The organism is Streptomyces sp. NBC_00859 (assembly GCF_045161865.1).
Classification (GTDB): Bacteria; Actinomycetota; Actinomycetes; order Streptomycetales; family Streptomycetaceae; genus Streptomyces.
In genome coordinates, this window is record NZ_CP108826.1 from 5,429,842 (window position 1) to 5,454,029 (window position 24,188).

Annotated in this window: 20 protein-coding genes; 9 read left to right on the forward strand and 11 right to left on the reverse strand. The window is 71.9% G+C overall.

The window, feature by feature from the left end; translation table 11 throughout:
- The first annotated feature begins 211 nt into the window (after positions 1–211).
- Positions 212–748, forward strand: a complete 537-nt coding sequence (locus OG584_RS23775; protein ID WP_164265239.1) for an HNH endonuclease — start codon at positions 212–214, stop codon at positions 746–748.
- Between the two features lie 129 nt (positions 749–877).
- On the opposite strand, the gene OG584_RS23780 is transcribed toward OG584_RS23775, so the two are convergent.
- From OG584_RS23780 to OG584_RS23800, 5 genes are read right to left on the reverse strand one after another with little or no spacing between them, the layout of a single operon-like run.
- Complete coding sequence (locus tag OG584_RS23780; protein ID WP_405780752.1) at positions 878–1,498, reverse strand: hypothetical protein; 621 nt, start codon at positions 1,496–1,498, stop codon at positions 878–880.
- The gene (locus OG584_RS23785) at positions 1,495–2,889 is read right to left on the reverse strand and encodes a hypothetical protein (RefSeq protein ID WP_405780753.1); all 1,395 of its coding nucleotides are present in this window, start codon (positions 2,887–2,889) and stop codon (positions 1,495–1,497) included. Before OG584_RS23785 ends, OG584_RS23780 begins: the two co-directional genes overlap by 4 nt.
- Positions 2,886–3,719 (reverse strand): ABC transporter ATP-binding protein, encoded by an 834-nt coding sequence (locus OG584_RS23790; RefSeq protein ID WP_405780754.1) that lies wholly within the window; start codon positions 3,717–3,719, stop codon positions 2,886–2,888. The genes OG584_RS23785 and OG584_RS23790 overlap by 4 nt, the downstream gene beginning before the upstream one ends.
- Positions 3,716–4,645 carry a zf-HC2 domain-containing protein gene (locus OG584_RS23795; protein ID WP_405780755.1) on the reverse strand — a complete coding sequence of 310 codons (930 nt, stop codon included), beginning with the start codon at positions 4,643–4,645 and terminating at the stop codon, positions 3,716–3,718. Before OG584_RS23795 ends, OG584_RS23790 begins: the two co-directional genes overlap by 4 nt.
- Positions 4,642–5,250: an RNA polymerase sigma factor gene (locus tag OG584_RS23800; RefSeq protein ID WP_405780756.1), complete on the reverse strand. Its 609-nt coding sequence runs from the start codon at positions 5,248–5,250 to the stop codon at positions 4,642–4,644. Before OG584_RS23800 ends, OG584_RS23795 begins: the two co-directional genes overlap by 4 nt.
- A gap of 262 nt (positions 5,251–5,512) precedes the next feature.
- Between OG584_RS23800 and OG584_RS23805 the strand changes: the two genes are divergently transcribed.
- The 5 genes from OG584_RS23805 to alc all read left to right on the forward strand — a co-directional run bounded on the left by OG584_RS23805 (position 5,513) and on the right by alc (position 10,371).
- Positions 5,513–5,752, forward strand: a complete 240-nt coding sequence (locus tag OG584_RS23805) for a hypothetical protein (RefSeq protein WP_405780757.1) — start codon at positions 5,513–5,515, stop codon at positions 5,750–5,752.
- Positions 5,753–5,776: 24 nt separating this feature from the next.
- Positions 5,777–7,879 carry a 4-alpha-glucanotransferase gene (gene malQ / locus OG584_RS23810; protein WP_405780758.1) on the forward strand — a complete coding sequence of 701 codons (2,103 nt, stop codon included), beginning with the start codon at positions 5,777–5,779 and terminating at the stop codon, positions 7,877–7,879.
- Positions 7,843–8,073: a hypothetical protein gene (locus tag OG584_RS23815; protein WP_405780759.1), complete on the forward strand. Its 231-nt coding sequence runs from the start codon at positions 7,843–7,845 to the stop codon at positions 8,071–8,073. Before malQ ends, OG584_RS23815 begins: the two co-directional genes overlap by 37 nt.
- Positions 8,074–8,244: 171 nt before the next feature.
- Entirely contained in the window at positions 8,245–9,162 is a 918-nt protein-coding gene (locus tag OG584_RS23820; RefSeq protein ID WP_405780760.1) for a LysR substrate-binding domain-containing protein, read from the forward strand.
- A 78-nt stretch (positions 9,163–9,240) separates the two neighbouring features.
- Positions 9,241–10,371, forward strand: coding sequence for an allantoicase (gene alc / locus OG584_RS23825; protein ID WP_405780761.1), 1,131 nt, complete (start codon positions 9,241–9,243; stop codon positions 10,369–10,371).
- Between the two features lie 113 nt (positions 10,372–10,484).
- On the opposite strand, the gene pepN (OG584_RS23830) is transcribed toward alc, so the two are convergent.
- The gene (pepN, locus tag OG584_RS23830; protein WP_405780762.1) at positions 10,485–13,061 is read right to left on the reverse strand and encodes an aminopeptidase N; all 2,577 of its coding nucleotides are present in this window, start codon (positions 13,059–13,061) and stop codon (positions 10,485–10,487) included.
- A 217-nt stretch (positions 13,062–13,278) separates the two neighbouring features.
- Here pepN (OG584_RS23830) and OG584_RS23835 point away from each other — a divergent pair, with 217 nt between their 5' ends.
- Positions 13,279–13,815 carry a DUF1203 domain-containing protein gene (locus tag OG584_RS23835; RefSeq protein WP_405780764.1) on the forward strand — a complete coding sequence of 179 codons (537 nt, stop codon included), beginning with the start codon at positions 13,279–13,281 and terminating at the stop codon, positions 13,813–13,815.
- Here the strand turns inward: OG584_RS23835 and OG584_RS23840 are convergent.
- Positions 13,805–14,833 carry an aspartate-semialdehyde dehydrogenase gene (locus OG584_RS23840; protein ID WP_405780766.1) on the reverse strand — a complete coding sequence of 343 codons (1,029 nt, stop codon included), beginning with the start codon at positions 14,831–14,833 and terminating at the stop codon, positions 13,805–13,807. The two genes, OG584_RS23835 and OG584_RS23840, sit on opposite strands and share 11 nt — an antisense overlap.
- A 415-nt stretch (positions 14,834–15,248) precedes the next feature.
- Between OG584_RS23840 and OG584_RS23845 the strand changes: the two genes are divergently transcribed.
- The gene (locus OG584_RS23845) at positions 15,249–17,000 is read left to right on the forward strand and encodes a TIGR03767 family metallophosphoesterase (RefSeq protein WP_405780767.1); all 1,752 of its coding nucleotides are present in this window, start codon (positions 15,249–15,251) and stop codon (positions 16,998–17,000) included.
- A 44-nt stretch (positions 17,001–17,044) separates the two neighbouring features.
- Here the strand turns inward: OG584_RS23845 and OG584_RS23850 are convergent, their stop codons facing one another.
- Complete coding sequence (locus OG584_RS23850) at positions 17,045–18,208, reverse strand: hypothetical protein (protein ID WP_405780768.1); 1,164 nt, start codon at positions 18,206–18,208, stop codon at positions 17,045–17,047.
- Between the two features lie 159 nt (positions 18,209–18,367).
- The gene (gene pepN, locus OG584_RS23855) at positions 18,368–20,950 is read right to left on the reverse strand and encodes an aminopeptidase N (protein WP_405780769.1); all 2,583 of its coding nucleotides are present in this window, start codon (positions 20,948–20,950) and stop codon (positions 18,368–18,370) included.
- Between the two features lie 143 nt (positions 20,951–21,093).
- Here pepN (OG584_RS23855) and OG584_RS23860 point away from each other — a divergent pair, with 143 nt between their 5' ends.
- Positions 21,094–21,726, forward strand: a complete 633-nt coding sequence (locus OG584_RS23860; protein WP_405780770.1) for a DsbA family protein — start codon at positions 21,094–21,096, stop codon at positions 21,724–21,726.
- A 148-nt stretch (positions 21,727–21,874) separates the two neighbouring features.
- Here OG584_RS23860 and OG584_RS23865 read toward each other — a convergent pair whose 3' ends face one another.
- On the reverse strand, positions 21,875–22,516 hold the full coding sequence (locus tag OG584_RS23865; protein ID WP_405780771.1) for a superoxide dismutase: 642 nt from the start codon (positions 22,514–22,516) through the stop codon (positions 21,875–21,877).
- 217 nt (positions 22,517–22,733) lie between these two features.
- Entirely contained in the window at positions 22,734–24,128 is a 1,395-nt protein-coding gene (locus tag OG584_RS23870; RefSeq protein WP_405780772.1) for an amino acid permease, read from the reverse strand.
- Positions 24,129–24,188 lie beyond the last annotated feature (60 nt).

Sequence of the window (24,188 nt, forward strand, 5' to 3'; positions counted from 1 at the left end):
CCCGTTCGGCGGAGAGAGGTATCCCACGCGCGGAAACCGGGGGAACCATGGGGATCCGCGCGCGAACGGTCGGAAAGGGTCAGGTGTGGGCGAAAACACTCCGAGCCCGTTACCCGGCGTTGGTGGCGCTTCGACCAGGCATGAGGAGAGACTGAGAGCAGATCGTCCCGGCGCGAGCCACGCGCCGCCGGCGTACAAGGAGGCATCCACCGTGCCGCACGTCCTGGTCCTCAACGCGTCGTACGAGCCCCTCGGCGTCGTACCGCTCCGTCGCGCGCTCGTCCTCGTCCTGGAGAACAAGGCTGTCTCCCTGGAGGAATCCGGCGCCTTCATGCACAGTGCCACCCGCATCGTCCCCGCGCCCAGCGTGGTTCGGCTGAAGCGGTTCGTGCGCGTCCCCTACCGGGGGCCCGTCCCCCTCACCCGCCGCGCGCTCTTCGCACGTGACGGCGGGCGCTGTATGTACTGCGGTGGCGTCGCAACCAGCGTCGACCATGTCATTCCGCGCAGCCGCGGCGGGCAGCACCGCTGGGACAACGTGGTGGCCGCGTGCCGCCGCTGCAACCACGTCAAGGCCGACCGGCACCTGCTGGAACTGGGCTGGCGCCTGCGCCACCAGCCGGCCCCGCCGAGCGGCCTCGCCTGGCGCATCATCGGAACCGGACACCGGGACCCGCGCTGGCTGCCGTACTTGCAGCCGTTCGGCGCGGAGGATGCCATGGCCCGGATCGACGGCGTTTCGGCCTGAGGGCCTGAGGGCGTGAGGGCGTGCAGGCGTGTGGCCCTGCGACCTCGGGCTCGCCGCCCCGCTGGGCAGATCCGCGCCGCAGGGGCGCACTCGTGAGCCCGCCGGGCTCCCGAGGGTGTCCGCTCGCGGTCACACGCGGGAGCCCTCCCCGCGCGAGCCACGCACCGTGTACAGCGCCGTGCCGCCCAGGAACACCAGTGAGGCCGCCGCCCAGGAGCCGGGCCGCGTCTCCGGCTGTACGGGCCAGGCCCACACCGCCGCCGCGCGTCCTGCCGGGGCACCCGCCATGTACACCGAGCTGAGACAGGCGACGACAGGCAGCCAGCTGAGCCGGGCGCCGAGCACGGCCGCGGCCGCTGCCCCGATGCCCACGGCCCCCAGGAGATTGCGGACCATGGCCACGGCGCCGAACTCCTGCGCGTGGCCCGGCACGGCGAGCGCCAGCGAAGCCGCAGCGAACGCCGTCGGAACCAGCAGGGCGGCCAGTCTCCGCGGCCACCAGGGGCGCGCGGCTGTGCGGTCCAGTTCGGCGGAGTGCTCGTACAGACCGGTGCTGATCGCAGCGGCGGCGAGCATCGGCGCCAGCGCAACGACGGGCACCAGACGGCCCGGGTCGAGGTGGGCGTGCAGCGCACGGGCGGCCCAGGCGGCGAGTACGGCCGTGCCCAGGAGCGTGTACGTGGTGAGCGGGAGCCCCTGCGAACGGGCGTACAGGACCGACGGGCCGAGACCGCGAGCTGTGCCGTTCACAGGGCCGGCACCCCGTCCTTGTCGCACGTCCCCCGTGTGGCCGCGAAGTAGCGGCCGAGCCAGGCGCGACGGGCCTCGGCGCCCATGGCTGTCAGCCGGTCGAGAGCGGCGCGGCCCTTCTTGTCATCGGCGACTTGGGCTGCGGTGCCGTACCGGCGTGCGGCCTCCTCGTCCGACGCCCGGCGCCGCTCGCTCAGCCCGCTGGAGATCAGCCAGTCCTGCACGGCCCCGCTGGTACGGCTGAAGCGGCCGTCCCGGTTGCCCGTCCCGCAGGAGCCGGGGGCCAGGGACGCCCCGGTCTCCCAGGCGAACCGCTCCGGATCGGTGAGCCGGCCCCGTACGACGTTCTGGCCGAGGAAGAACTGCGGCAGCTCCACGTCGCCCGGCCGGACACGGCCTGCGCTGTCGACGAACCGGGACGGGGCGTTCTCCACGCCCTTGAGGCGTCCGCTGATCCCGGCGAGGGCCCCGGTCACCTGCGGAAGCAGGTCACGGTTCACGGCGGTGACGCAGATCCGGGGCGCCGCCCCCGCGCAGGTCTCCCGGAGCGCCGCAGGGTCCTCGCGCCACATCGAGGCGCCCGAGTGCACGATGAGCACGGCGGCGCCGCACGCGGCGGCCAGCGGCAGCAGGGCCACGGTGCGGGCCCGGCGGCCGCCCGCCGCGTACACGAGCACCACCGCCACGGCGAGACCACAGGTCCAGAGCACCATCGCGTACGGGTGCCACCACACGGGCAGTTCCTCACCGGTGCCGTACTGGAGCGCGGGGTCGAGATAGCGGACCTCACCCCCCTGATAGCTGGGCACACCGAGGACGGCGTACGCGCAGACGGCGAGCACGGGAGCAGTCGGCCGCCAGCTCACCAGCCGCCCCACGGTGTGTCCGACGAGCGTCATCGCCACCAGGTACAGGGCGTCAGCCGCAAGTGCGGAGAACCGGGGGCCGCCCGACGAGACGTAGGGCCAACTGGCCAGCAGCGCCGTCGCGGAGACTGCCAGGTAGCCCACGGCCAGGCCGGCCGCCACCGGCAGGGACGCCGTCAGGAACTGGGCGAGCGGGCCACGCGGGGCCGAGGCCCGCAGCTCGGCCGTACCGCGTCTGCGCTCCCTGCCGCCCTGCCAGCAGCCCGTGGCCGCGGCCAGCGAGCCACCGAGCAGCGAGGCGAGGACGTGCAGTTCGTACTCCGTCTGCGCCCAGCTCCCCTGCCAGTGGGCGGCCTTGGCGGCCAGTGGCACGAGCAGGTTGAGGAACATGGCTGCTGCTCCCCAGGGGGCGAGCCCGCCACGCACTTCGGCGCCCCAGGGGCGGGGCGCGCGGCGCGGGGCCGCCGCCGGCCCGGCGGCCGGAGGCGTACGGACCGCCTCACTCGCGGTGCGGACCGGGCTCACCGTGCGGACCGTGCGGTGAGCGGACTGCCCGCGCGGTGTTCGCGCAGGGCGGCCGTGTAACCGCGCTCGATGGCGTTGCCGTCGCAGTCATGGCCCGCGGAGCTCTCGCCGATGGCGGCCAGGGAGGCCGGTGTGCCGCGGTAGGCGACCCTGCCCGCCTCGATGAGCGTCACCTCCGTACAGGCGCCCGCGACGTCCTCCACCAGGTGGGTGGAGACGATGACGGTGGCATCGGCGCCCAACTCCCGGAGCAACGCCCTGAACTCGACGCGCTGCTCCGGATCGAGGCCTGCTGTCGGTTCGTCCAGGAGCAGGACGGCCGGTTCGTTCACGACGGCCTGGGCTATGCCGACCCGCCGTATCATCCCGCCCGAGAGTGTCCTTACCTTCGCGTCGATGCGGTCACTGAGGCCGACCCGGTCCACGGCGCGCTCCACGGCCTCCGCGGTCCCGGCCCGCGGCATCTCCTTCAGCCACGCCACATAGGCCACGAACTCGCGCACCGTGAAGCCCGGGTAGTAGCCGAACTCCTGGGGCAGATAGCCGAGTCCGCGGCGCACCGCCGTCCGTCCCCGGTGCCCGCCGATGTCCTCGCCCATCATCTCCAATCGCCCGGAGGCCGGGGCCGCGACGGTGGCGAGCACCCGGATCAGCGACGTCTTGCCCGCGCCGTTCGGGCCGAGCAGGCCGTGGACACCGGGACCGAAGTCGAGGTCGACGGAGTCCAGCGCGGTCGTCCTGCGGTACCTGACCGTCAGCCCGGAGAGCCGAATGGAGGGCCGCCCGTCCGGCCCGCTCCGCAGCGCTGTCGTGCCCGTGGTGGTGCTCATGCCTTCTCCATCCGGTCGAACGAGTGACGGCGCAGGGCCAGCAGCCCGGCGCAGAGTGAGGCCGCGGCAGCCCAGCCGCTCTGGACGGACGAGCCGGAGACGAGGTGCGAGAGCTGCTCGGACAGCGCACCGAACAGATACGGCCCGCCGGACCGTCCTGCCGCCGCGACCGGCAACAGCACCGCGCAGGCCCATACGGCGCCCAGTACGGCGGCCGCGGCCCGGCAGCCCACGTACGAGCCGAGCGCCAGCGAGCCCAGGGTCAGGGCCAGTCCGGGCAGCAGCCAGGTGGCAGCGCCCGGCACACCGTCTCCGGCCGGCAGCAGCGCTTCCGCGCCTGTGAGCAGCGGCACACCGGCCAGCAGCACGGCCGCGGTCCGGATCAGGAGCAGCCGCAGCCCGCCGGACGGGGCCGAGGCGACGATCTCGTGCATCGGGTCGGCGTGCCGCCCGTGCGACATGGCGACCCCGGCGACCGGCACCACCGGTGCCAGGGCCAGCAGCGCGGTCCTGGCACCGGTGAAACCGGCCCCGTGGGCCAGCCCGGCGGCCCCCAGTACGACCAGGACCACCGCTACCACCCAGGGACCCCGCAGCGCGGGCCCGGCCGTCCAGAGGATTCGGCCCGCCCCTCGGCCGCGCACCGCCCAGCGGCTGTACGGCGTACCGCGGAAGGTCCCGGGCCGCCCCCCGGCGGCCCGGGACGCGCGGGCCGCGCCGAGCACGGCGCTCCTGACATCCGCCAGCGCGGGACCGGCCGCCGACCCCCGCACGGCGGCCGACACCCGCGCCGCGCACGCGCCGCACACCTCGACGTGCTTCTCCAGTGACCAGGCGTCCTTCTCCGCTGCCCCTCCCGACGCGTAGCGGGCCGCGAGGGCTCCGTCGACGTGCCACGGGTACGGCGCGGTGTCCGGGCTGCTCATGCCGTTCCTCCCAGGGGTCCTGCCTCAGGTGCCATCCGGGCCAGTGCGGCGCGCAGTTCACGCCGGGCGCGCATCGCACGGGTCTTGACCGTCCCCTCCGGGATGCCGAGGAGCTGCGCGGCCTCGCGGGTGGTCAGCCCGTCGATGACCGTGGCGCGCAGCACATCGCGCAGCTCCGGCGATATCCGGTCGAGCGCGGTGCCGACGTCGCCGTACTCGATCCCGGCCAGGACCCGGTCCTCGGCCGAGGGTGCCACCGGCGTCATGTCGTGCGCGACGCTCTCCGTGCGGGCCGCGCGTGCCTGTGCCCGGTGGGCGTCGACCAGCCGGCGGCCCGCGATCACCCACAGCCAGCCGCCGGCCTCGTCGCCCCGGTGCGAGCCCGCGGACCGCCAGACAGTGACGAAGGTGTCCTGCAGAACCTCCCGCACGAGGTCGGGGTCGGCGCACCTGCGGGTGAGCCGTGCGTGCAGCCAGCCCGCGTGCCGGTCGTAGAGGGCGGCCAGCGCGGCCGGATCGCCCTTGGCCACGGCCCGCAGCAGCGCCGCGTCCCCGGCGTCCCCGCCGTCTTCGGTGTCTCCCCCGAGGGAGCGGAACAGTCTCACGCTCTCCCTATCGCCGTTCCGCCGGTTGTCGGTTCATCGGTCCGCGGCGCTTCCCGGTACCGGGAGGAGCGCGCGGGCCCGCGCGCTCCGGCCCCGCACGAGCGGTGTGCCGGAATTGCCCGATCCGGTGGTGGTGTGGACAATTCCTCTGCGGGGGAACGGAATGTGACCCGGCGCACGTTGGTGAAACGAATACGGATGGGGCCGCGCCCGCTGGGTAGGGCTTGAATCCAACCTCGTAGCCGACCTTACGGAGATTCTCGTGGCCGCTTCAGCGCAGCTTCTGCTCTCGGCCCTGTCCAAACCTGTCCCGGAGACTGTTCCGGAGCTCGTGCCGGACCTGATGCCCGACCCCGACGCGAGCACCTGCTCCATGGAGCTGCCGCTGACGAGTGAGCCGCCACTCTCCGATGTCGCACCCCTCACCAGCGAGCCGCCGCTCGCCGACTTCACCCCGTTGACCAGTGAGCCAACCGCATACGGCACGGCTGCCGGGATCTGACCGGAGCCTGAACGGGGAGTCCGCATGAGCCTTGCCAGGCTCGCCGCGCTGCACGGAGTCGCCACCAGCTACGCACCGTCCGAGGACGTCACCGTCCCGGTCTGCGACGCCACCGTCATCGCGGTGCTCGCCGCGCTCGACATCGACGCGTCGACACCGGAGGCGGTCAGTGCGGCGCTGTGCCGCCACGAGGCGGCCCTGGCGAACCGGTTGCTGCCGCCGACCGTGGTCGCCCGACCCGGTGAGCGGCCCGCGGCCGTGCGGGACCTCCCGCCGGGAACCCGGCTGCGGATCGAGACGGAGCAGGGACACACTCTCGACAAGTGGCAGGAACTGCCGCTCGGCGTGCACCGGTTGCATGCGGAGGCGGGCGACGGGCGCACGGCGCGGTCGGCACTCGTGGTCGCACCCGAACGGGTGCCCCAGCCGCCGGGCCGCAGCCACGGCTTCCTGGTGCAGCTCTACTCCCTGCTCTCCGCCCGCTCCTGGGGCATGGGCGACCTCGGCGATCTGGCCGATCTGGCAGCCTGGTCGGGGCGGGTGCACGGGGCCGGCTTCGTCCAGGTGAACCCGCTGCACGCGGCGGCGCCCGGGGCGCCCACCGACCCCTCGCCCTACCGGCCGTCGTCCCGGCGCTTCCCGGACCCGGTCCATCTGCGGGTCGAGGCGGTCCCCGAGTACGCGTACGTCGAGGACCACAGCCATCTCGGCCGGGCGGCCGGGCTGCGGGCCGCGGTGCTCGACGGCGGTGCCCTGATCGACCGCGACGCCGTGTGGGAGCTGAAGAGGGAAGCGCTGGAGCTGATCTACCCGGTTCCGCTCGGCCCCGGCAGACGCGCCGCCTACGCCGACTTCCTCGCCGCGCAGGGCCGCCCGCTGGAGGACCACGCGACCTGGTGTGCCCTGGCCGAGGAGCACGGGCCCGACTGGCACTCCTGGCCCGCGGCTCTCCGCGACCCCCGGTCGCACGAGACCGCCCGCGCGCGTGCGGCGCTCCAGCACCGCGTCGACTTCCACATGTGGCTCGCATGGCTGACCGACGCCCAGCTCGCCGACGCCCAGCGTGCCGCCCGCGAGGCGGGGATGGAGATCGGCCTGGTCCACGATCTCGCTGTCGGCGTGCACCCGGACGGCGCCGACGCCTGGGCCCAGCAGGACACGTTCGCCGCGGGGATGTCCGTCGGCGCCCCGCCGGACGCCTTCAACGCCCGCGGCCAGGACTGGGGTCTGCCGCCCTGGCGGCCCGATGCGCTAGCCGCTTCCGGTTACGCGCCCTACCGCGGACTGCTGCGGGGCATCCTGCGGAACGCGGGAGCGCTCCGGATCGACCATGTGATGGGCCTCTTCCGGCTCTGGTGGGTACCGGAGGGCGGCGACCCCACCTCTGGAACGTATGTCCGTTATGACGCTGATGCGATGCTGGCCGTGCTCGTGCTGGAGGCCCATCTGGCGGGCGCGGCCGTCATCGGCGAGGACCTCGGCACGGTCGAGCCCGGCGTCCGTGAATCCCTCTCGCGCCGTGGCGTGCTCGGCACTTCGGTGCTCTGGTTCGAGCGGGACTGGAGCGGCACCGGGCGGCCGCTGGAGCCCGGGAAGTGGCGTGAGGGGTGTGTGGCCACCGCCACCACCCACGATCTGCCGTCCACCGCGGCCCGGCTGACCGGTGAACATGTCGAACTCCGCCACCGCCTGGGCCTGCTGACGCGTCCACTGGCTCAGGAGCAGGCAGAGAGCAAGGCCGAACTCGCCGAGTGGCTCGGCTGTCTCTCCCGGCTCGGACTGCTGCCGGAGGGGTCCGGCGACGAGGAGGGGGAGGTCCGCGCGGTCTACCGGTTCCTGCTGCACACCCCGGCCCGGATGACCGGCATCTGGCTGCCGGACGCGGTCGGCGACCGCCGGCCGCAGAATCTCCCCGGCACCTGGGACGAATATCCCAACTGGCGGCTGCCGGTCGCCGGCCCGCAGGGCAGACCGATGACCCTGGAGCAAGTGGCCGCTTCGCCCCGTCTGCACCGCCTGATGGCTGAGTTCCGGCCGCGTACGGCACCCCCGGGCGCGCAGACCGCTCAGCCGTTCGCTACGTTTGGTCCGTGGACAAGAAGAACGCCCTGCGCGCCGGAGCCGTAGCAGCCGGTACGACGCTGATGATGCTGCTCATGTCGTCCCCCGCGCTCGCGCTGACCCGCGACGACGGCGACGACCCCGGTTCCGGTCTGAGTGTCTTCGACACGATCGGCCTCTTTGTGATCACACCGCTCGTGCTGTTCGGGATCATCGCCGGACTGGTGATGGTCCTCGACAAGTCACGTAAGAAGGCCTGAGACCCAGTCTCTTCACGCGAGGTGCCGCGGAGCCGTCCTGACGGCTGCGCGGCACCTGCGCGTTGCGCGCCCGCCGGTCCGGTGCTCCCCGTGCCGTACGTGCCGCTTCGCCGTGCCGTACCTCCCGCTTCCGTGCCGGGCGGTCCGTGCGGCGGGGGATAGGTTGCGGGCATGACCGAGTGGGACATCCGGAAGCTCCAGATCCTCCGCACCCTGAACGAGCGGGGCACCGTCACCGCCACCGCCGAGGTGCTCCGGATGACTCCGTCGGCCGTCTCCCAGCAGCTCTCCAACCTCGCGAAGCAGCTCGGCGTACCGCTGCTCGTGGCCCACGGCAGGCGGGTCAGACTCACCGACGCGGCCCATCTGGTCCTCCGGCACGCCGAGGCGGTCTTCGCCCAGCTGGAGCGCGCGGACGCCGAGCTGGCCGGCTACCTCCAGGGTGAGGCCGGCGAGGTACGGGTGGGCGCCTTCTCCACCGCTGTCCCCGCCCTGGTGGTCCCGGCGGTGGAGGCTCTGCGCCGCAGCCACCCCGCGATCGACGTCCGGATCCGTGAGGCGGAGGCGGCCGAGGCGTACCAACTGCTCTCGGCCGGCGACGTGGACCTGGCGATCTCCCTCGCCGCCCACACTCCGACGGCCCGCGACCCGCGCTTCACCCGGGTACGGCTGCTGGCCGACCCGCTCGATGTGGCGCTGCCCGCCGGTCACCCGCTTGCTGCCGCGGAGGGGCTGCGGCTCGCCGATCTCTCCGGCGAGGCCTGGATCTTCGGCGGCAGCGGCCCCTGGTCTGAGATCACCACGGCGGCTTGCGAGGCCGCCGGATTCGTCCCCGAGCAGGCGCACAGCGCGGCCGGCTGGACGGCGATCCTGGCCATGGTGGAGGCGGGAATGGGGGTCGCGCTGGTGCCCAGGATGGCGGTGGGGGAGGAGCGGCGCACGGGAGTGGTGACCCGGGTGCTGAATGCCGACCAGCCCCTGCGCCATGTGATCGCGGCAGTGCGGCGCGGAGCCGAAGGGGGCACCGCGGTCAGCAGGGTCCTCGACTCGCTGCGCGAGGTGGCGGGCGGAAGGGACGGGCTTCCGTAGCATCGTTCAGTTCCACTGAAAGGATTCTGTGGAAACTTTCGATGGACGTGATCGTTGGTTCTGGGTGAAGGTCTGACCATGACTTCCACCGATGCACCGAGCTTCCAGGACCCCCACGCCAACGATGCGGCCCCGTACGGCGGTGGCGACCCGTACGCCGACTACCGCAGCGGGAACCACGCCTTCACGGAGCTGGTCGACCTGGCGGACCGCCGCCTCGGTGCGGGTGTGGTCGCCGCCAATGACGAGTTCTTCGCCGAGCGCGAGAACCTCCTCGTCCAGGAGCGGGCCGTCTTCGACCCCGAGCGCTTCGGCCACAAGGGCAAGATCATGGACGGCTGGGAGACCCGCCGCAGGCGCGGTGCCTCCGCCGAGACCCCCTTCCCGACCCCGGACGACCACGACTGGGCGCTGGTCAGGCTCGGAGCCCCCGGCATCATCCGCGGGATCATCGTGGACACCGCCCACTTCCGCGGCAACTACCCGCAGCAGATATCGGTCCAGGGCGCCATGGTGGAAGGCTCCCCGAGCCCCGACGAGCTGCTCGCCGACGACGTGAAGTGGGAGGAGATCGTCCCGCGGTCCCCCGTGCTCGGCCACGCGGCCAACGCCTTCGAGATCACCGGTGACCGCGTCTACACCCACGTCCGGCTCTGCCAGCACCCCGACGGCGGCGTCGCCCGCCTCCGCGTGCACGGTGAGGTCGTGCCCGACCCCGAGTGGCTCGGCCTGCTCTCCACGGTCGACCTGGCCTCGGTGCTCAACGGCGCCGCTTACGAGGACGCGTCGGACCGCTTCTACTCCTCGCCGACCCAGATCATCCTGCCCGGCACCTCCCGCAAGATGGACGACGGCTGGGAGAACCGCCGCCGCCGCGTCCGCGACACCAACGACTGGGTCCGCTTCCGGCTGGCCGCGCAGGGCACCGTACGCGCCGTGGAGATCGACACGGCCTACCTCAAGGGCAACGCCGCCGGCTGGATCGCACTGAGCGGCCGCGACGGCGAGTCGGGCGAGTGGTTCGAGATCATCCCGCGCACCCAGCTCCAGCCCGACACCCTGCACCGCTTCAAGCTCGCGGACGAGGCGGTCGTCACCCACGTCCGCCTGGACACCTTCCCCGACGGCGGTGTGGCCCGGATGCGCCTGCACGGCACGTTCACCGAGGCGGGCACCGCGGAGCTGCGCCGCCGCTACAACGGGTCCTGATCCGTCCCGGACCCGGCAGGTCGACCTCTGTCCGGAGGCCGGGGGGAACCCTGGACAGAGGTAAGGGCGGGCGGTGCGGCCCCACGGGGCCGCACCGCCCGCTCCCGCATGTGCTAGGCGTGCGCCGCAGCGGCGTCAGCGGCCTGTGCCCGGAGCGCCCGCTCCACGCCCGACCGTGACTCGGACACCAGGCGCCGCAGCGCGGCGCTCGGCGCGGCGGAGCCCAGCCACGCGTCCGTCGCGTCCAGGGTCTCCTGCGACACCTGCAGCGCCGGGAAGAGACCGATCGCCACCTGCTGGGCCATCTCGTGGCTGCGGGTCTCCCAGACGTCCTTGACCGCGGCGAAGTACTTCTCCGTGTACGGAGCGAGGACCTCGCGCTGGTCCGTCTGCACGAAGCCGCCGATGACCGCTTCCTGGACGGCGTTCGGAAGCTGGTCGGACTCCACGACCGATGCCCAGGCCTCGGCCTTCGCGGCCTCCGTCGGACGTGCCGCACGGGCGCTCGCCGCATGCCGCTCGCCCGCCGACGTCCTGTCGCGCAGCAGCTCGCCCGCGATCTCCTCCTCGTCGAACCGGCCGACCGATGCCAGCCGGTGCACGAACGCCCAGCGCAGCTCGGTGTCGATGGCCAGCCCCTCGATCGACTCCTCGCCTTCGAGCAGCCCGTTCAGCAGATCGAGCTGGAGCGGCGTGCGCGCCGTCGACGCGAAGGCGCGGGCCCACGCCAGCTGGTGGTCGCTGCCGGCGTCGGCGGCCCGCAGGTGCGCCAGCGTCGCGTCCGTCCACTGGGTCAGCCCGGCCTCGCGCCACGCGGGGTCCGCGTACATGTCGAGGGCGAGCTTCACCTGGCGGTGCAGCGACTGGACGACGCCGATGTCCGACTCCTTGGAGATGCCGGAGAGCACGAGCGCCAGGTAGTCGCGGGTGGCCAGTTCACCGTCACGGGTCATGTCCCAGGCGGATGCCCAGGAGAGGGCGCGCGGCAGCGACTCGGCGAAGTCGCCGAGGTGCTCGGTGACGACGCGCAGCGACTCCTCGTCGAGACGCACCTTCGCGTACGACAGGTCGTCGTCGTTGAGCAGGATGACCGCGGGGCGCGGGGTGTCCCGCGGGAACGGCACCTCGGTGCGCTCGCCCTCGACGTCCAGCTCGATCCGGTCCGTACGGACCAGCTTGCCGTCCGCGTCCAGGTCGTAGCAGCCGATGGCGATGCGGTGCGGGCGCAGGGTCGGTTCGCCCTTGGCACCCGCGGGCAGCGCGGGCGCCTCCTGCCGTACGGCGAAGGAGGTGACGTGACCGGCGCCGTCCACCTCGATCTCCGGGCGCAGGATGTTGATCCCCGCGGTCTCCAGCCACGCCTTCGACCAGGCCTTCAGGTCACGTCCCGAGGTCTTCTCCAGCGCGCCGAGCAGGTCGGAGAGGCGGGTGTTGCCGAAGGCGTGCTGCTTGAAGTACGCCTGCACGCCCTGGAAGAACTCGTCCATGCCGACATAGGCGACGAGCTGCTTGAGCACCGATGCGCCCTTGGCGTACGTGATGCCGTCGAAGTTGACCAGGACGTCGTCCAGGTCGGTGATCTCGGCCATGATCGGGTGCGTCGACGGCAGCTGGTCCTGCCGGTAGGCCCAGGTCTTCATGGAGTTGGCGAACGTCGTCCACGACTGCGGCCACCGGGAACCGTCCGCGTACGCCTGGCAGGCGATGGACGTGTACGTGGCGAACGACTCGTTCAGCCAGAGGTCGTTCCACCACTCCATCGTGACGAGGTCGCCGAACCACATGTGGGCCAGCTCGTGCAGGATCGTCTCGGCGCGCGTCTCGTACGCGGCGTCCGTGACCTTGGAACGGAAGACGTACTGGTCGCGAATGGTCACCGCGCCCGCGTTCTCCATGGCGCCCGCGTTGAACTCCGGGACGAAGAGCTGGTCGTACTTGGCGAACGGGTACGCGTAGTCGAACTTCTCCTGGAACCAGTCGAAGCCCTGCCGGGTGACGTCGAAGATCGCGTCCGAGTCGAGGAACTCGGCGAGCGAGGGACGGCAGTAGATCCCGAGCGGGACGGACACGCCGTCCTTCTCGTAGCTGCTGTGCACCGAGTGGTACGGGCCGACGATGAGAGCCGTGATGTAGGTCGACATGCGCGGCGTCGCCTCGAACTCCCAGACGTGGTCGCGCGGTTCGGGCGTCGGCGAGTTGGAGATCACGGTCCAGCCGTCGGGCGCCTTCACGGTGAACTGGAAGGTCGCCTTCAGGTCCGGCTGCTCGAAGTTGGCGAAGACCCGCCGTGCGTCGGCGACCTCGAACTGGGTGTAGAGGTACGCCTGGTCGTCGACCGGGTCGACGAAGCGGTGCAGTCCCTCGCCGGTGTTGGTGTACGCGCAGTCCGCGACGACCCGCAGTTCGTTCTCCCCGGCGAGCAGCCCGGGGAGCGCGATGCGCGAGTCCTTGAAGACGGCGGCGGCGTCCAGGGGCGTGCCGTTCAGGACGGCCTCGTGCACGGTCGGCGCGATCAGGTCGATGAAGGTATCGGCCCCGGCCTCCGTGCTCCGGAAGCGCACGGTGGTCACGGACCTGTAGGTGCCGCCCTCCTGCGCACCGCTGAGATCGAGGTCGATCGTGTACGCGTCCACGGTCAGCAGACGCGCCCGCTGCTGGGCCTCTTCGCGGGTCAGATTCGTGCCAGGCACCTGGGGATCTCCTCGGTATGTGACGTTTCCGTTCATCCTTCCACGCCGGGACGGCGCGAAGGAGGGGAGTGCGGGTCAGCGGGGTCCGAGCCCGTCACCTCCGGCGGTCCCTTGCCGCCGGGCGGCGCTGATACGCGTTCCCGGCCCCGGCTTCCGCGCCGAGAGCCACGTCCGGATTCCGCCGGAGAACGCCGGCGTCCGGGGGGAGCCTGGAGCCATGGACACGAACTGGACCGTGCTGCCGATCGCCCCCGCCGCTCTCAGGGAACTCCGTCGGGCCGACGACGCGGGCCGCCCCTGCGCCCCGTACGCCGACGACGAGGGCGGCGCCCCGCTCCGCTGCTGTCTGCGGCCGAGCAGGCGCGGTGAGGAGATCGCTCTTGTCTCCTACGCCCCACTGCGCCGCTGGGCCGCCCGGTCCGGGGCCAGGCCCGGTGCCTACGACGAGCAGGGGCCGGTCTTCATCCATGCACAGGAGTGCGGGGGCCCGGCCGGTCAGGCCGGCGGCTACCCCTTCAGCAGGCCCGGCGCGCTGCGGACAGTGCGCCGCTACAACGCGGAGGGGCACATAGCCGGCGGCCGCCTCCTGGAGATCCAGGAGACGGCCGCCGACAGTTTCGACCGGACCTTCGCGGAAGCGTTCGCCGACCCGGACGTCGCCCTGGTACATGTCAGGGCCGTCGAGTACGGGTGCTTCCACTTCGAGGTGCGCAGGCCGCAGCGGGGCTCGGCCCCGGGGCACTTCAGGCGCTGAGCTCCTGGGCGACCAGCTCCGCGATCTGTACCGCGTTCAGCGCGGCGCCCTTGCGGAGGTTGTCGTTGGAGACGAAGAGGGCCAGGCCGTTCTCCACGGTCTCGTCGCTGCGGATCCGGCCCACGTACGACGGGTCCGTACCGGCGGCCTGGAGGGGGGTCGGGATCTCGGAGATCTCCACGCCCGGAGCCGCCTTCAGCAGCTCGTAGGCGCGCTCCACCGTGAGGGGGCGGGCGAAGCGGGCGTTGATCTGGAGGGAGTGGCCGGAGAAGACCGGGACCCGGACGCAGGTGCCGGACACCTTCAGCTCCGGGATCTCCAGGATCTTGCGGGACTCGTTGCGGAGCTTCTGCTCCTCGTCCGTCTCGAAGGAGCCGTCGTCGACGATCGCACCGGCCAGCGGCAGTACGTTGAAGGCGATCGGGCGCTTGTAGACGCCCGGCTCGGGGAAGTCCACGGCGCTGCCGTCGTGGGTCAGCCGGTCCGCGTCCGTGACGACCTTGGCCGCCTGGCCGTGCAGCTCGGCGACGCCGGCCACACCCGAGCCGGAAACGGCCTGGTACGTGGCGACGATCAGCGCTTCCAGCCCGGCCTCGTCGTGCAGCGGGCGCAGCACCGGCATGGCGGCCATCGTGGTGCAGTTCGGGTTGGCGATGATGCCCTTGGGGCGGTCCGCGATGGCGTGCGGGTTGACCTCGGAGACGACCAGCGGGACCTCGGGGTCGCGACGCCAGGCCGAGGAGTTGTCGATCACGACGGGGCCCTGGGCGGCGACCTTCTCGGCAAGCGCCTTGGAGGTGGCACCGCCGGCCGAGAACAGCACGATGTCCAGGCCGGAGTAGTCGGCCGTGGCCGCGTCCTCGACGGTGACGCCCTTGCTCTGCCAGGCGAGGGTGGTGCCCGCGGAGCGCACGGAGGCGAACAGCCGCAGCTCGTCGACCGGGAACTCCCGCTCGGCGAGGATCTTGCGCATGACTGTGCCGACCTGACCGGTGGCTCCGACGATTCCGACCCTCACGGTGACTCCTCCGTACTCACTGCGCACCTGCTGCGCGTAACTGCCGGCCATGGGCGGCCATGGCTGGCCACACCATCATGCGTATGACCAGCGGCACCTTGTCCAATCCATTGTCCGGGGGGCGGACAGCGGGTCGGGTGCCGGTTCTGGTGCCTGCCCCGAGGCCCTGCCGCTCACACGTCATTTCGCACGGTTGGGATCTTTCACACATTCGCGGTATCACGTACGCCGCGTCCGGCCGTACACCGTCCCCGGCGACGCCTCACGGCCGCGGGTGATCCCTGTGCGGTGATCGGTGTTGCCTGTTGCGGCCTCGTTCACGCACAGGTCATGCCCGCTGCCAACCATCCAGAGGAGCGGGGAGTACCAGCCCCGCAGTCCCAGCAGACGCGTTCGCACCCGGGGAGACCGAGCCATGTCACGTATGCGTTCCGCCACCCGCGCACTCGACCGCCGTGCCTTTCTCGCCGCCGCCGGCGCCGCAGCCGTGGCGGGCGTCGGTACGGCCGTCGCGACCGGCGGTGGCGCCTCCGCCACCCCTGCCGCACCCGCCCCGCCCGCGCCCGGCGCCGCCGTACCCGCCGCGCTCCGTTCCGTGCCCACTGCCCCCGCCGCGCCGTCGCGTGACGGCACCACCCTGCTCACAGCGGCGGCCCCCCGCACCGGTCACCCGGGCAGCGGCTACCGGCGGCTGGGCGACGGCCCCGGCTGGGACCGGGTGGTACGGACCCAGCTCGCCGCCGCAGGCTCCGGGCGCGCCGCCCGGCGCACCGTGCTCGCCGCCTTCGTCCAGCTCACCGACCTGCATCTCACCGACGTCCAGCACCCGGTGCGCGGAGAGTTCCTGCGCCCCGCCGACACCGCCTCCTGGCGCCCCCAGGAAGCACTCACGGTGCCCGGCGCGGTCTCTCTGATCGAGCGGGTCAACGCACTGCGCGCGGGCCCCGCGACCGGGGCACCGCTCTCCTTCGCGATGACCACGGGCGACAACACCGACAACAACTCCCACGCCGAACTCGGCTGGTTCCTCGCCGTGATGAGCGGCGGGCGCATCACCCCCAACACCGGCGACCCGCACCGCTACGAAGGGGTCCAGGACTCCGGCATCGCCCACTTCTGGCACCCGGACGCGACCCTGCGCGACACGGACAAGCAGCGCGGCTTCCCGCACATCGACGGCTTCCTGGCGGCGGCCGTCCGCTCCGTCGACAGCCCGGGGCTGCGTATGCCCTGGTACTCGACCGTCGGCAACCACGACTCGCTCAGCAGCGGATCGATGGCGGCCCGGGGGCACTTCCTGTCCGATTTCGCCGCCGGCGGCCGGAAGCTCTACGAGATCCCGGCCGCCGAGGCGCGGGCCCAGCTGGCCACGGACCAGAAGAACGGGGACTACGACGGCAGCCACTTCGCCGCTCTGGTCCGCAGGCACGGGAAGGACCTGCGCCCGGTCACCCCGGACCCGGCCCGCGCCCCCTTCACCCCTCGCGAGTACCTCGCCGCCCACCTCGACCCCGCGCACGCGGGCGCCGGGCCCGTGGGACACGGCTACACCCGGGCCAACCTCGACAGCGACACCCTCTACTACAGCTTCCCGGTGGCACCCGGCGTCCTCGGTGTCAGCCTCGACACCACGGGCCGGGGCGGCCACTTCACCGGCACGGTGGGCACCGCCCAGCTGAACTGGCTGGAGCGGACGCTGAAGGACCACCCGGACGAGTACGTCGTCGTCTTCAGCCACCACAACAGCTGGACCATCACCAACACCCACCCCGACCCGGCCCGGCCCGGCGAACGGAACCACTCGGGCGCGGAGCTCGTCGCGCTGCTGGAGCGGCACCGTAACGCGGTCGCCTGGATCAACGGTCACAGCCATCGCAACAAGATCCAGCCGCACGGCACGTTCTGGGAGGTCACCACCGCGTCGCACATCGACTTCCCGCAGCTCGCCCGGGTCTTCGAGCTGGCCGACAACAAGGACGGCACGCTCTCGCTCCTCACCACCCTGGTCGAGTCGGCTGCCCCGCACCGCACGGACTTCACCGACCTCTCCCAGACCGGCCTGGCCGCGCTCTACCGGGAGCTGTCCTTCAACGCGCCCGGCGCCCGCACGGATCTCTCGGGCACGGCCGGTGACCGGAACGCCGAACTGGTCCTGCGGAAGCGCTGACCCACCCGCGGCGCCGGGCGGTCGGGGCTCCTCGCGGCCGCGGCTCAGCGGGGCAGAACCACCACATAGGCGGCGGGGGCACGGTCCTCGGCCGCCATCAGCGCGGTCCGCACCACCGTCGCCTGCTGTGCGGGGGTGTCGCGCAGTTTGGCCGGCGTCAGGTGTACGACGGTGATCCCGAGCCGTTCCAGATGGTCGCGCTTGCGGGCGTACGGCGAACCGAGCACGTCCTCCTCCCGGTCCGGTGCGGCCGCGCCGGCGGACGGGCGCCGGGCCGCCGCACCGGAGCCGCCCCGAGACCCGCGCCCCGGGCCGCCGGCCGCCGGCCGGGTGTCCAGCTCCACCGCGACCGCCTCCTGCGGCCAGTAGATGTCCACGCCTCCGAGCGAAGGCCCGCCGGGAAGGCGCAGTTCCACATTCCACAGCGGGTCGGGCAGCCGGTGGTCGCGCACCAGTCCGTACAGCCTGCCCTCCGCGAGCGAACGGCCCTCCGCCAGCAGCGAGTCCACCGCGTCCGCCACATGGTCCCGGGAGAGCAGCCGGGCCAGGGTCAGCTCCCTGACGAGGGCAGCCGGTTCGCAGTGGCCGCCGCGCACCGCCTCGGTGAGCAGCCGGCGCACGGCGTCCGCCTCCGGCAGCCCGGCCACCGCGTCGGCCAGCGCCCGCTCGACGGGTGCCACCGGCACCCCGGCGATCTGCAGGGCCCCCGGCAGGGTGTGGGCGCGGACGATCCGGGCGCATCCCGTCGAGCGGAGCCTGCGGGTACGCGGTACCAGGACATCGATCCGGTCGACGGAGATCAGCGGGGGAGCGGCCGAGAAGCCGTGCAGAGCGAGCGCCGCGAGCCCGGTGACCATCGTGTTGCCGTACCGCGAATGACCGGCGGTGCTGTCCTGTACCACCCCGTGCCGCGGCTGGACCGGCACCGCGGCGGCACGTTCCGCCGGCGGCCGCCCGGCGTACAGCAGCGTGGCGTGCAGCCGTTCCTCGCTGGTCGGCGGGCCCGTATGCAGCACGAAGACCCCTGGCAGCAGCTGCTGCCAGGGGCCTCCGGGACGGCACTGGGCGGCCGCACGGGCCGCCGTCACCCCGTGCTCGCGCAGCTGCGGCGCGGAGAGCACCCGGCTGTGGACGCCGCCGGAGTGGCAGAGGGAACGGGGGGAGAGCGGGAACGAGGTCTCGCCGCAGAGGGAGGTGTCGCGGTTCATGACCCGGAGATGCCCATCCTCCTGCCGCCCGCTAACCGCTGTTACACAACTGTCGGCAAAACCGGACAACCCCGTCCTAAAGTACGGGCGTTCGATGGCCGATCAGGCCGTCGCCCGAATGGCCCAAGGGCGACGGCCCGCGGAGGGACGCGGCTGCTCTCAGACCGCCCGGCCCGCGCCGACGTCGCACGCCTGTGCGCGCAGCGAGCGGGCCAGATCGTCGCGTGCCTCAAGGACGAGCCTGCGCAGCGCGGGCGCGGCGTCCCGGTGCCCCTCCAGCCAGGCGTCCGTCGCGTCCAGGGTCGGCCGGTTGTCCTGCAGAGCGGGGAAGAGGCCCCTCACGACGAGCATCCCGATCTGGATCGAACGCTCGGACCACACCCGCTCGATGGCCTCGAAGTACTTCGGTGCGTACGGGGCGGTCAGCTCCCGCTGCGACGCCTGGCCGAAGCCCCCGATCGTCGCCTCCACCAGAGCGTTGGACAGTACGTCGGACTCCACGAGCGCCGTCCAGGCCGCAGCCTTGACCTCCGCCGACGGCCGCGAGGCCAGGGCGCGCACCTCGTGCCGCTTCCCGGACGCCGTGTCGTCGCGGGCCAGTTCCGCCGCGATGCCCTGTTCGTCGGCGACGCCGTGCGAGGCGAGCGGGGCGAGCAGCACCCAGCGCAGCTCCTGGTCCACATCGAGCCCGTCGATCTTCGCCGTGCCGTCGAGCAGCCCCTGGAGCAGCTGGAAATCGGTGCCGGACGTCGCGGTGGACGCGAAGAACCGGGCCCAGGTGAGCTGTGCCTCGCTGCCGGGCTCGGCCAGTCGCAGCTCGCGCAGCGCGCCTTCCGAGAGCAGCCGGCCGCCTTCCTCGCGCCACTCGGGCGCGGAGTAGTGCAGCAGCGCGCTCCGCGTCCAGGCGTGCAGCATCTGCAGCACACCGATGTCCGACTCACGGCCTGCGAACCGCAGGACCAGGGCGATGAAGTCCCTGGCCGGCATCAGCGCGTCGCGGGTCAGATTCCACAGCGCGGACCAGCAGAGGGCGCGGGCGAGCGGGTCGGTGATGTCGCCGAGGTGTTCGCGGAGCGTGTCCAGAGAGTCCTCGTCGAAGCGGATCTTGCAGTACGTGAGGTCGTCGTCGTTGACCAGCACCAGGTCGGGACGCTCCGCACCTGCCAGCTCCGACACGACCGTGCGGGCACCCGCGACGTCGGCCTCGGCGCGCGCGTACCGCACGAGGGCCCCGTCCTCGACCCGGTACAGCCCGACAGCGACCCGGTGCGGGCGCAGCTCGGGGTGTGTGCCGGCCGCGTCCTGCAGGACCGAGAGTTCCGTGATGCGGCCCTCCGCGTCATGGACGACGGCGGGCGTCAGCGAGTTGACGCCGGCGGTCTGGAGCCAGGAGCGGGACCAGGACACCATGTCCCGGCCGCTCGTCTCCTCCAGCACGGACAGCAGATCGCCGAGCCGGGTGTTCCCGTAGGCGTTCCGCTTGAAGTAGCGGCGCGCGCCCTCCAGGAAGGCGTCCTGCCCGACGTAGGCGACCAGCTGCTTGAGCACGGAAGCACCCTTGGCGTAGGTGATCCCGTCGAAGTTCAGCTTGGCGTCCTCCAGATCACGGATGTCGGCCGTGACCGGGTGGGTGGACGGCAGCTGGTCGGCGCGGTAAGCCCAGGACTTGCGGTTGTTGGCGAAGGTGATCCAGCCGTCGGTGAAGCGTGTGGCGTTCACCATCGAGAAGCAGCCCATGAAGTCCGCGAAGGACTCCTTCAGCCACAGGTCGTCCCACCAGACCATCGTGACGAGGTCGCCGAACCACATGTGGGCCATCTCGTGAAGGATGACGTTGGCCCGCGACTCGTACGCCGCGCGGGTCACCTTGCCCCGGTAGATGTACTCCTCGCGGAACGTCACCAGACCCGGATTCTCCATCGCGCCGAGGTTGTACTCGGGTACGAAGGCCTGGTCGTACTTGCCGAAGGGGTACGGGAAGTCGAAGTGGTCGTGGAAGAAGTCCAGGCCCTGCTTGGTGACGAGGAAGATGTCATCGGCGTCGAAGTGCCTGGCAAGGCCCTTGCGGCAGAGGGCGCCGAGCGGGATCTCCAGCTCGGTCCCGTCGTCCAGGGTCCGGCGGTAGACGTCCGTGACCCGGTGGTAGGGACCGGCGACGACCGCGGTGATGTACGTCGAGATCGGCTTGGTCTCCGCGAAGTCCCACACCCCGTCGGTCCGCTCGCCCGCGCCGTTGCTCCACACCGTCCAGCCGTCGGGTGCGGTCACCCGGAACGTGTAGGGCGCCTTCAGGTCGGGCTGTTCGAAGTTGGTGAAGACCCTGCGCGAGTCGGCGGGCTCGTACTGCGTGTACAGATAGACCTCGCCGTCCTCCGGGTCCACGAAGCGGTGCAGGCCTTCGCCCGTCCTGCTGTACGCGCACTGCGCGTCCACGACCAGGACGTTCTCCGCGGCGAGGTCGTCGAGCGCGATCCGGGAGCCGTCGAAGACGACGGCCGGGTCGAGCGTCCGCCCGTTCAGCGTCACCGATGTCACCGACGGAGCGATCAGGTCGGCGAAGGTGGCGGCGCCCGGCTGCTCGCAGCGGAACCGCACGGTCGTCACCGAGCGGAACGTACGCGGCTCGCCGTCCGGGCTGTCCCCGATCGCCGAGCGCAGATCGAGGGCGACCGCATACCCGTCGACGGAGAGCAGCTCGGCGCGCCTCCGGGCTTCGTCGCGGGACAGATTCTCACCGGGCACGGGCACTCCTTCGTGTATACGTTCCGTGGCTCGGATCCTTTCACGTGCCACTCAGGGCCGGCGTCCGGGAATGGCGGGGGCGGCCCCGGGTGTTCCAGCGGAAGAGTTGCCGCAGACGAGAAGTGCGCCTCCCGAGGAGAGACATGACCGAGAAGACCCCCGTCGACTTCTGGTTCGATCCGCTGTGCCCCTGGGCGTGGATGACCTCCCGCTGGATGCTGGAGGTCGAGAAGGTGCGGGACGTCGAGATCCGCTGGCACGTGATGAGCCTGGCCGTCCTCAACGAGAACCGGGACGACCTGCCCGACGGGTACCGCGAGCGGCTCGCCGCGGCCTGGGCGCCGGTGCGGGTCGTAGTCGCCGCCCAGCAGAAGCACGGTGACGAGGTCGTCGGCAAGCTGTACACCGCGCTCGGCACGCGGTTCCACAACGAGGGCCAGGGCCCGGCCCGCGAGGCCATCGTGGCCGCGCTGGACGAGGTCGGCCTGCCTCCCGAGCTGATCGACTACGCGGACCAGGACCCGTTCGACTACGAGGCGGAGCTGCGCGCGTCCCACCGCGACGGAATCGAAAGGGTCGGCCAGGACGTCGGCACCCCGGTCATCGCGGTCCCCGGCGCGGACGGCAGCCAGGTCGCCTTCTTCGGCCCGGTCGTCACCCCGGCGCCCAAGGGCGAGGAGGCGGCGCGGCTCTGGGACGGCACGCTGATGGTCGCCTCGGTCCCCGGTTTCTACGAGATCAAGCGGACCCGTACGCAGGGCCCGGTCTTCGACTGACCCGGGCGGCCGGGCAGCCGGCCGGCCACCGGAACGCGAACAGCCGGCCTCCGCGAGTCATGTCCTCGCGGAGGCCGGCTGCCTTTGTCCGCCTGCGGGTGAAGGCTGAGAAGACGATCACGAGCAGGCCGTCATGGGGCCCGCACCGTCACGGTGTGAGCAGCAGCACATCCGCCCGCGCCCTGGCCGCGGCGTAACGCTTCGCCACGTCCTGCCAGTTGACGACCTTCCACATCGCCTCGATGAAGTCCACCTTCTGGTTCTTGTACTGGAGGTAGAAGGCGTGCTCCCAGGCGTCGAAGACCAGGACCGGAACCGAACCCTGGCCGACGTTGCCCTGGTGGTCGTAGACCTGCTCGACGATGAGCCGCCCGCTGAGCGGCTCGTAGGCGAGGACGCCCCAGCCCGAACCCTGAGTGGTCGCGGCGGCCTTGGTCAGCTGGGCCTTGAACGTGGCGAACGACCCGAAGGACTCGGCGATCGCGCCGGCGAGATCGCCGACGCCGTCCTGGCCGAGGGGCTCGCCGCCTCCGTCGCCGGTCATGTTGTGCCAGTAGATGCTGTGCAGGATGTGGCCGGAGAGGTGGAACGCGAGGTTCTTCTCCAGCCCGTTCACCGCGCCCCACTGGTCCTTGTCGCGCGCTTCCGCCAGCTGCTCCAGCGTGTCGTTCGCGCCCTTCACATACGCGGCGTGGTGCTTGTCGTGGTGCAGCTCGATGATCTGGGGATTGATCACCGGTTCCAGCGCCGCGTAGTCGTACGGAAGTTCAGGAAGTGTGTAAGTCGCCATGTCGTCCGAGCCCTCCGACTGCTTATTGCAACCTCTATGCAAGTGCAGGCTAACAGCAGATGCGTTTGAGGCGCGGGAGGCCCCGCGGTCCGGAAGCCGGAACGACCGGCGCCGACTCCTGGATGCCTGGCGTGCGCAGCAGGAAGGGCGGACACCTTGCCGGTGCCCGCCCTTCCTGCTGCTTCTGTATCCCGTTCTGTATCCCGCTCAGGGCCGCTCAGGGCCGGTCGGTGCCGCGGGGCTGAGCCCGGTCCCGCCGTGCGCTGAACTCCCGTACACCCGCGACGGCCAGCACCACGGCCGTCGCGCCCAGCGACCACAGCAACTGCGGGCGCGCCGTGGCATCGGTCAGCATCAGGACGAGAACGATGGCGAGACCGGCCAGGGTGACCCAGGTCAGCCACGGGAAGCCCCACATCCTCAGCTGCAGCAGCTCCGGGCTCTCCCGCTCGATCCTGCGGCGCAGCCGCAGCTGGGAGGCGGCGATCAGGGCCCAGACGAACAGCAGCACCGCGCCGACCGCGTTGAGCATGTAGAGGAAGACCGAGTCGGGCCACTCCAGATTGAGCAGGACCGACACGAACCCGAAGGCGACCGAGGCGAGGACGGCCCGGCGCGGCACGCTGCCGGTGACCTTGAGCAGAGCGCGCGGCGCCTCACCCCGCTCGGACAGCGAGAAGATCATCCGCGAGGAGCCGTACAGATTGGCGTTCAGCGCGGAGAGCATCGCCACGAAGACGACGATGTTCATGATGGATCCCGCGGAGGGCACGCCGATGGAGTCGAGCACCGTCACGTACGGGGAGAGTCCCGCCTTCTGCGCGCTCCAGGGCAGCACCGTCACGATGACCAGCATCGACCCCACGTAGAAGAAGAGCATCCGGAACACCGCGCTGCGCACCGCCCGGCCGACCGCACGGGCCGGGTTGTCGGTCTCCGCGGCGGCGATCGTCACGACCTCCAGACCGCCGAAGGCGAACACGACCGTGAGCACACCGGAGATGACGCCGTGCCAGCCGTGCGGCAGGAAGCCGCCCTGTCCGGTGAGGTTGGTCAGACCGACGGGGTCGGTGTCCGGGAGCACGCCGAAGACCGCCAGCAGCCCGAGCACCAGGAAGAGGGTGATCGCGCCGACCTTCAGGGCCGCGAACCAGAACTCGAACTCGCCGAAGTTCCGCACGGCCGCGAGGTTGGCGACGGTGAAGACCACCATGAAGACCAGTACCCAGGCCCACTGCGGCACACCCGGCACCCAGCCGTTGGCGATCTGGGCCGCGGCTGTCGCCTCCACGGCGAGGACGACCACCAGCAGGAACCAGTACAGCCACCCCACCGTGAACCCGGCCCAGCGCCCGAGTGCGCGCTCCGCGTGCACCGAGAACGACCCGGAGGCGGGGAGCGCCGACGACATCTCGCCGAGCATCCGCATCACCAGCATCGCCAGGGTGCCCGCGATCAGATAGGAGACGACGATGCCGGGGCCCGCGACCGCGATCCCGGCGCCCGAACCCACGAAGAGCCCGGCGCCGATCACCCCGCCCAGGCCGAGCATGGTCAGATGGCGCTGCTTCAGTCCTGCGGAGAGAGGCTCCGCCGGGAGTGGTTCGGACATGGTGCTCGACGCTCACGATGCTCTGGACGATTTGGCGGGACGGTTTGGTGAGATCCCACA

Coding starts and splice junctions, on each gene's coding strand:
- malQ (WP_405780758.1), top strand. CDS start 5,777: ATGAGCCTTGCCAGGCTCGCCGCGCTGCACGGAGTCGCCACCAGCTAC.
- OG584_RS23845 (WP_405780767.1), top strand. CDS start 15,249: ATGTCACGTATGCGTTCCGCCACCCGCGCACTCGACCGCCGTGCCTTT.
- OG584_RS23795 (WP_405780755.1), bottom strand. CDS start 4,645: ATGAGCAGCCCGGACACCGCGCCGTACCCGTGGCACGTCGACGGAGCC.
- OG584_RS23850 (WP_405780768.1), bottom strand. CDS start 18,208: ATGAACCGCGACACCTCCCTCTGCGGCGAGACCTCGTTCCCGCTCTCC.
- alc (WP_405780761.1), top strand. CDS start 9,241: ATGACTTCCACCGATGCACCGAGCTTCCAGGACCCCCACGCCAACGAT.
- OG584_RS23820 (WP_405780760.1), top strand. CDS start 8,245: ATGACCGAGTGGGACATCCGGAAGCTCCAGATCCTCCGCACCCTGAAC.
- OG584_RS23790 (WP_405780754.1), bottom strand. CDS start 3,719: ATGAGCACCACCACGGGCACGACAGCGCTGCGGAGCGGGCCGGACGGG.
- OG584_RS23865 (WP_405780771.1), bottom strand. CDS start 22,516: ATGGCGACTTACACACTTCCTGAACTTCCGTACGACTACGCGGCGCTG.
- OG584_RS23835 (WP_405780764.1), top strand. CDS start 13,279: ATGGACACGAACTGGACCGTGCTGCCGATCGCCCCCGCCGCTCTCAGG.
- OG584_RS23870 (WP_405780772.1), bottom strand. CDS start 24,128: ATGTCCGAACCACTCCCGGCGGAGCCTCTCTCCGCAGGACTGAAGCAG.
- OG584_RS23860 (WP_405780770.1), top strand. CDS start 21,094: ATGACCGAGAAGACCCCCGTCGACTTCTGGTTCGATCCGCTGTGCCCC.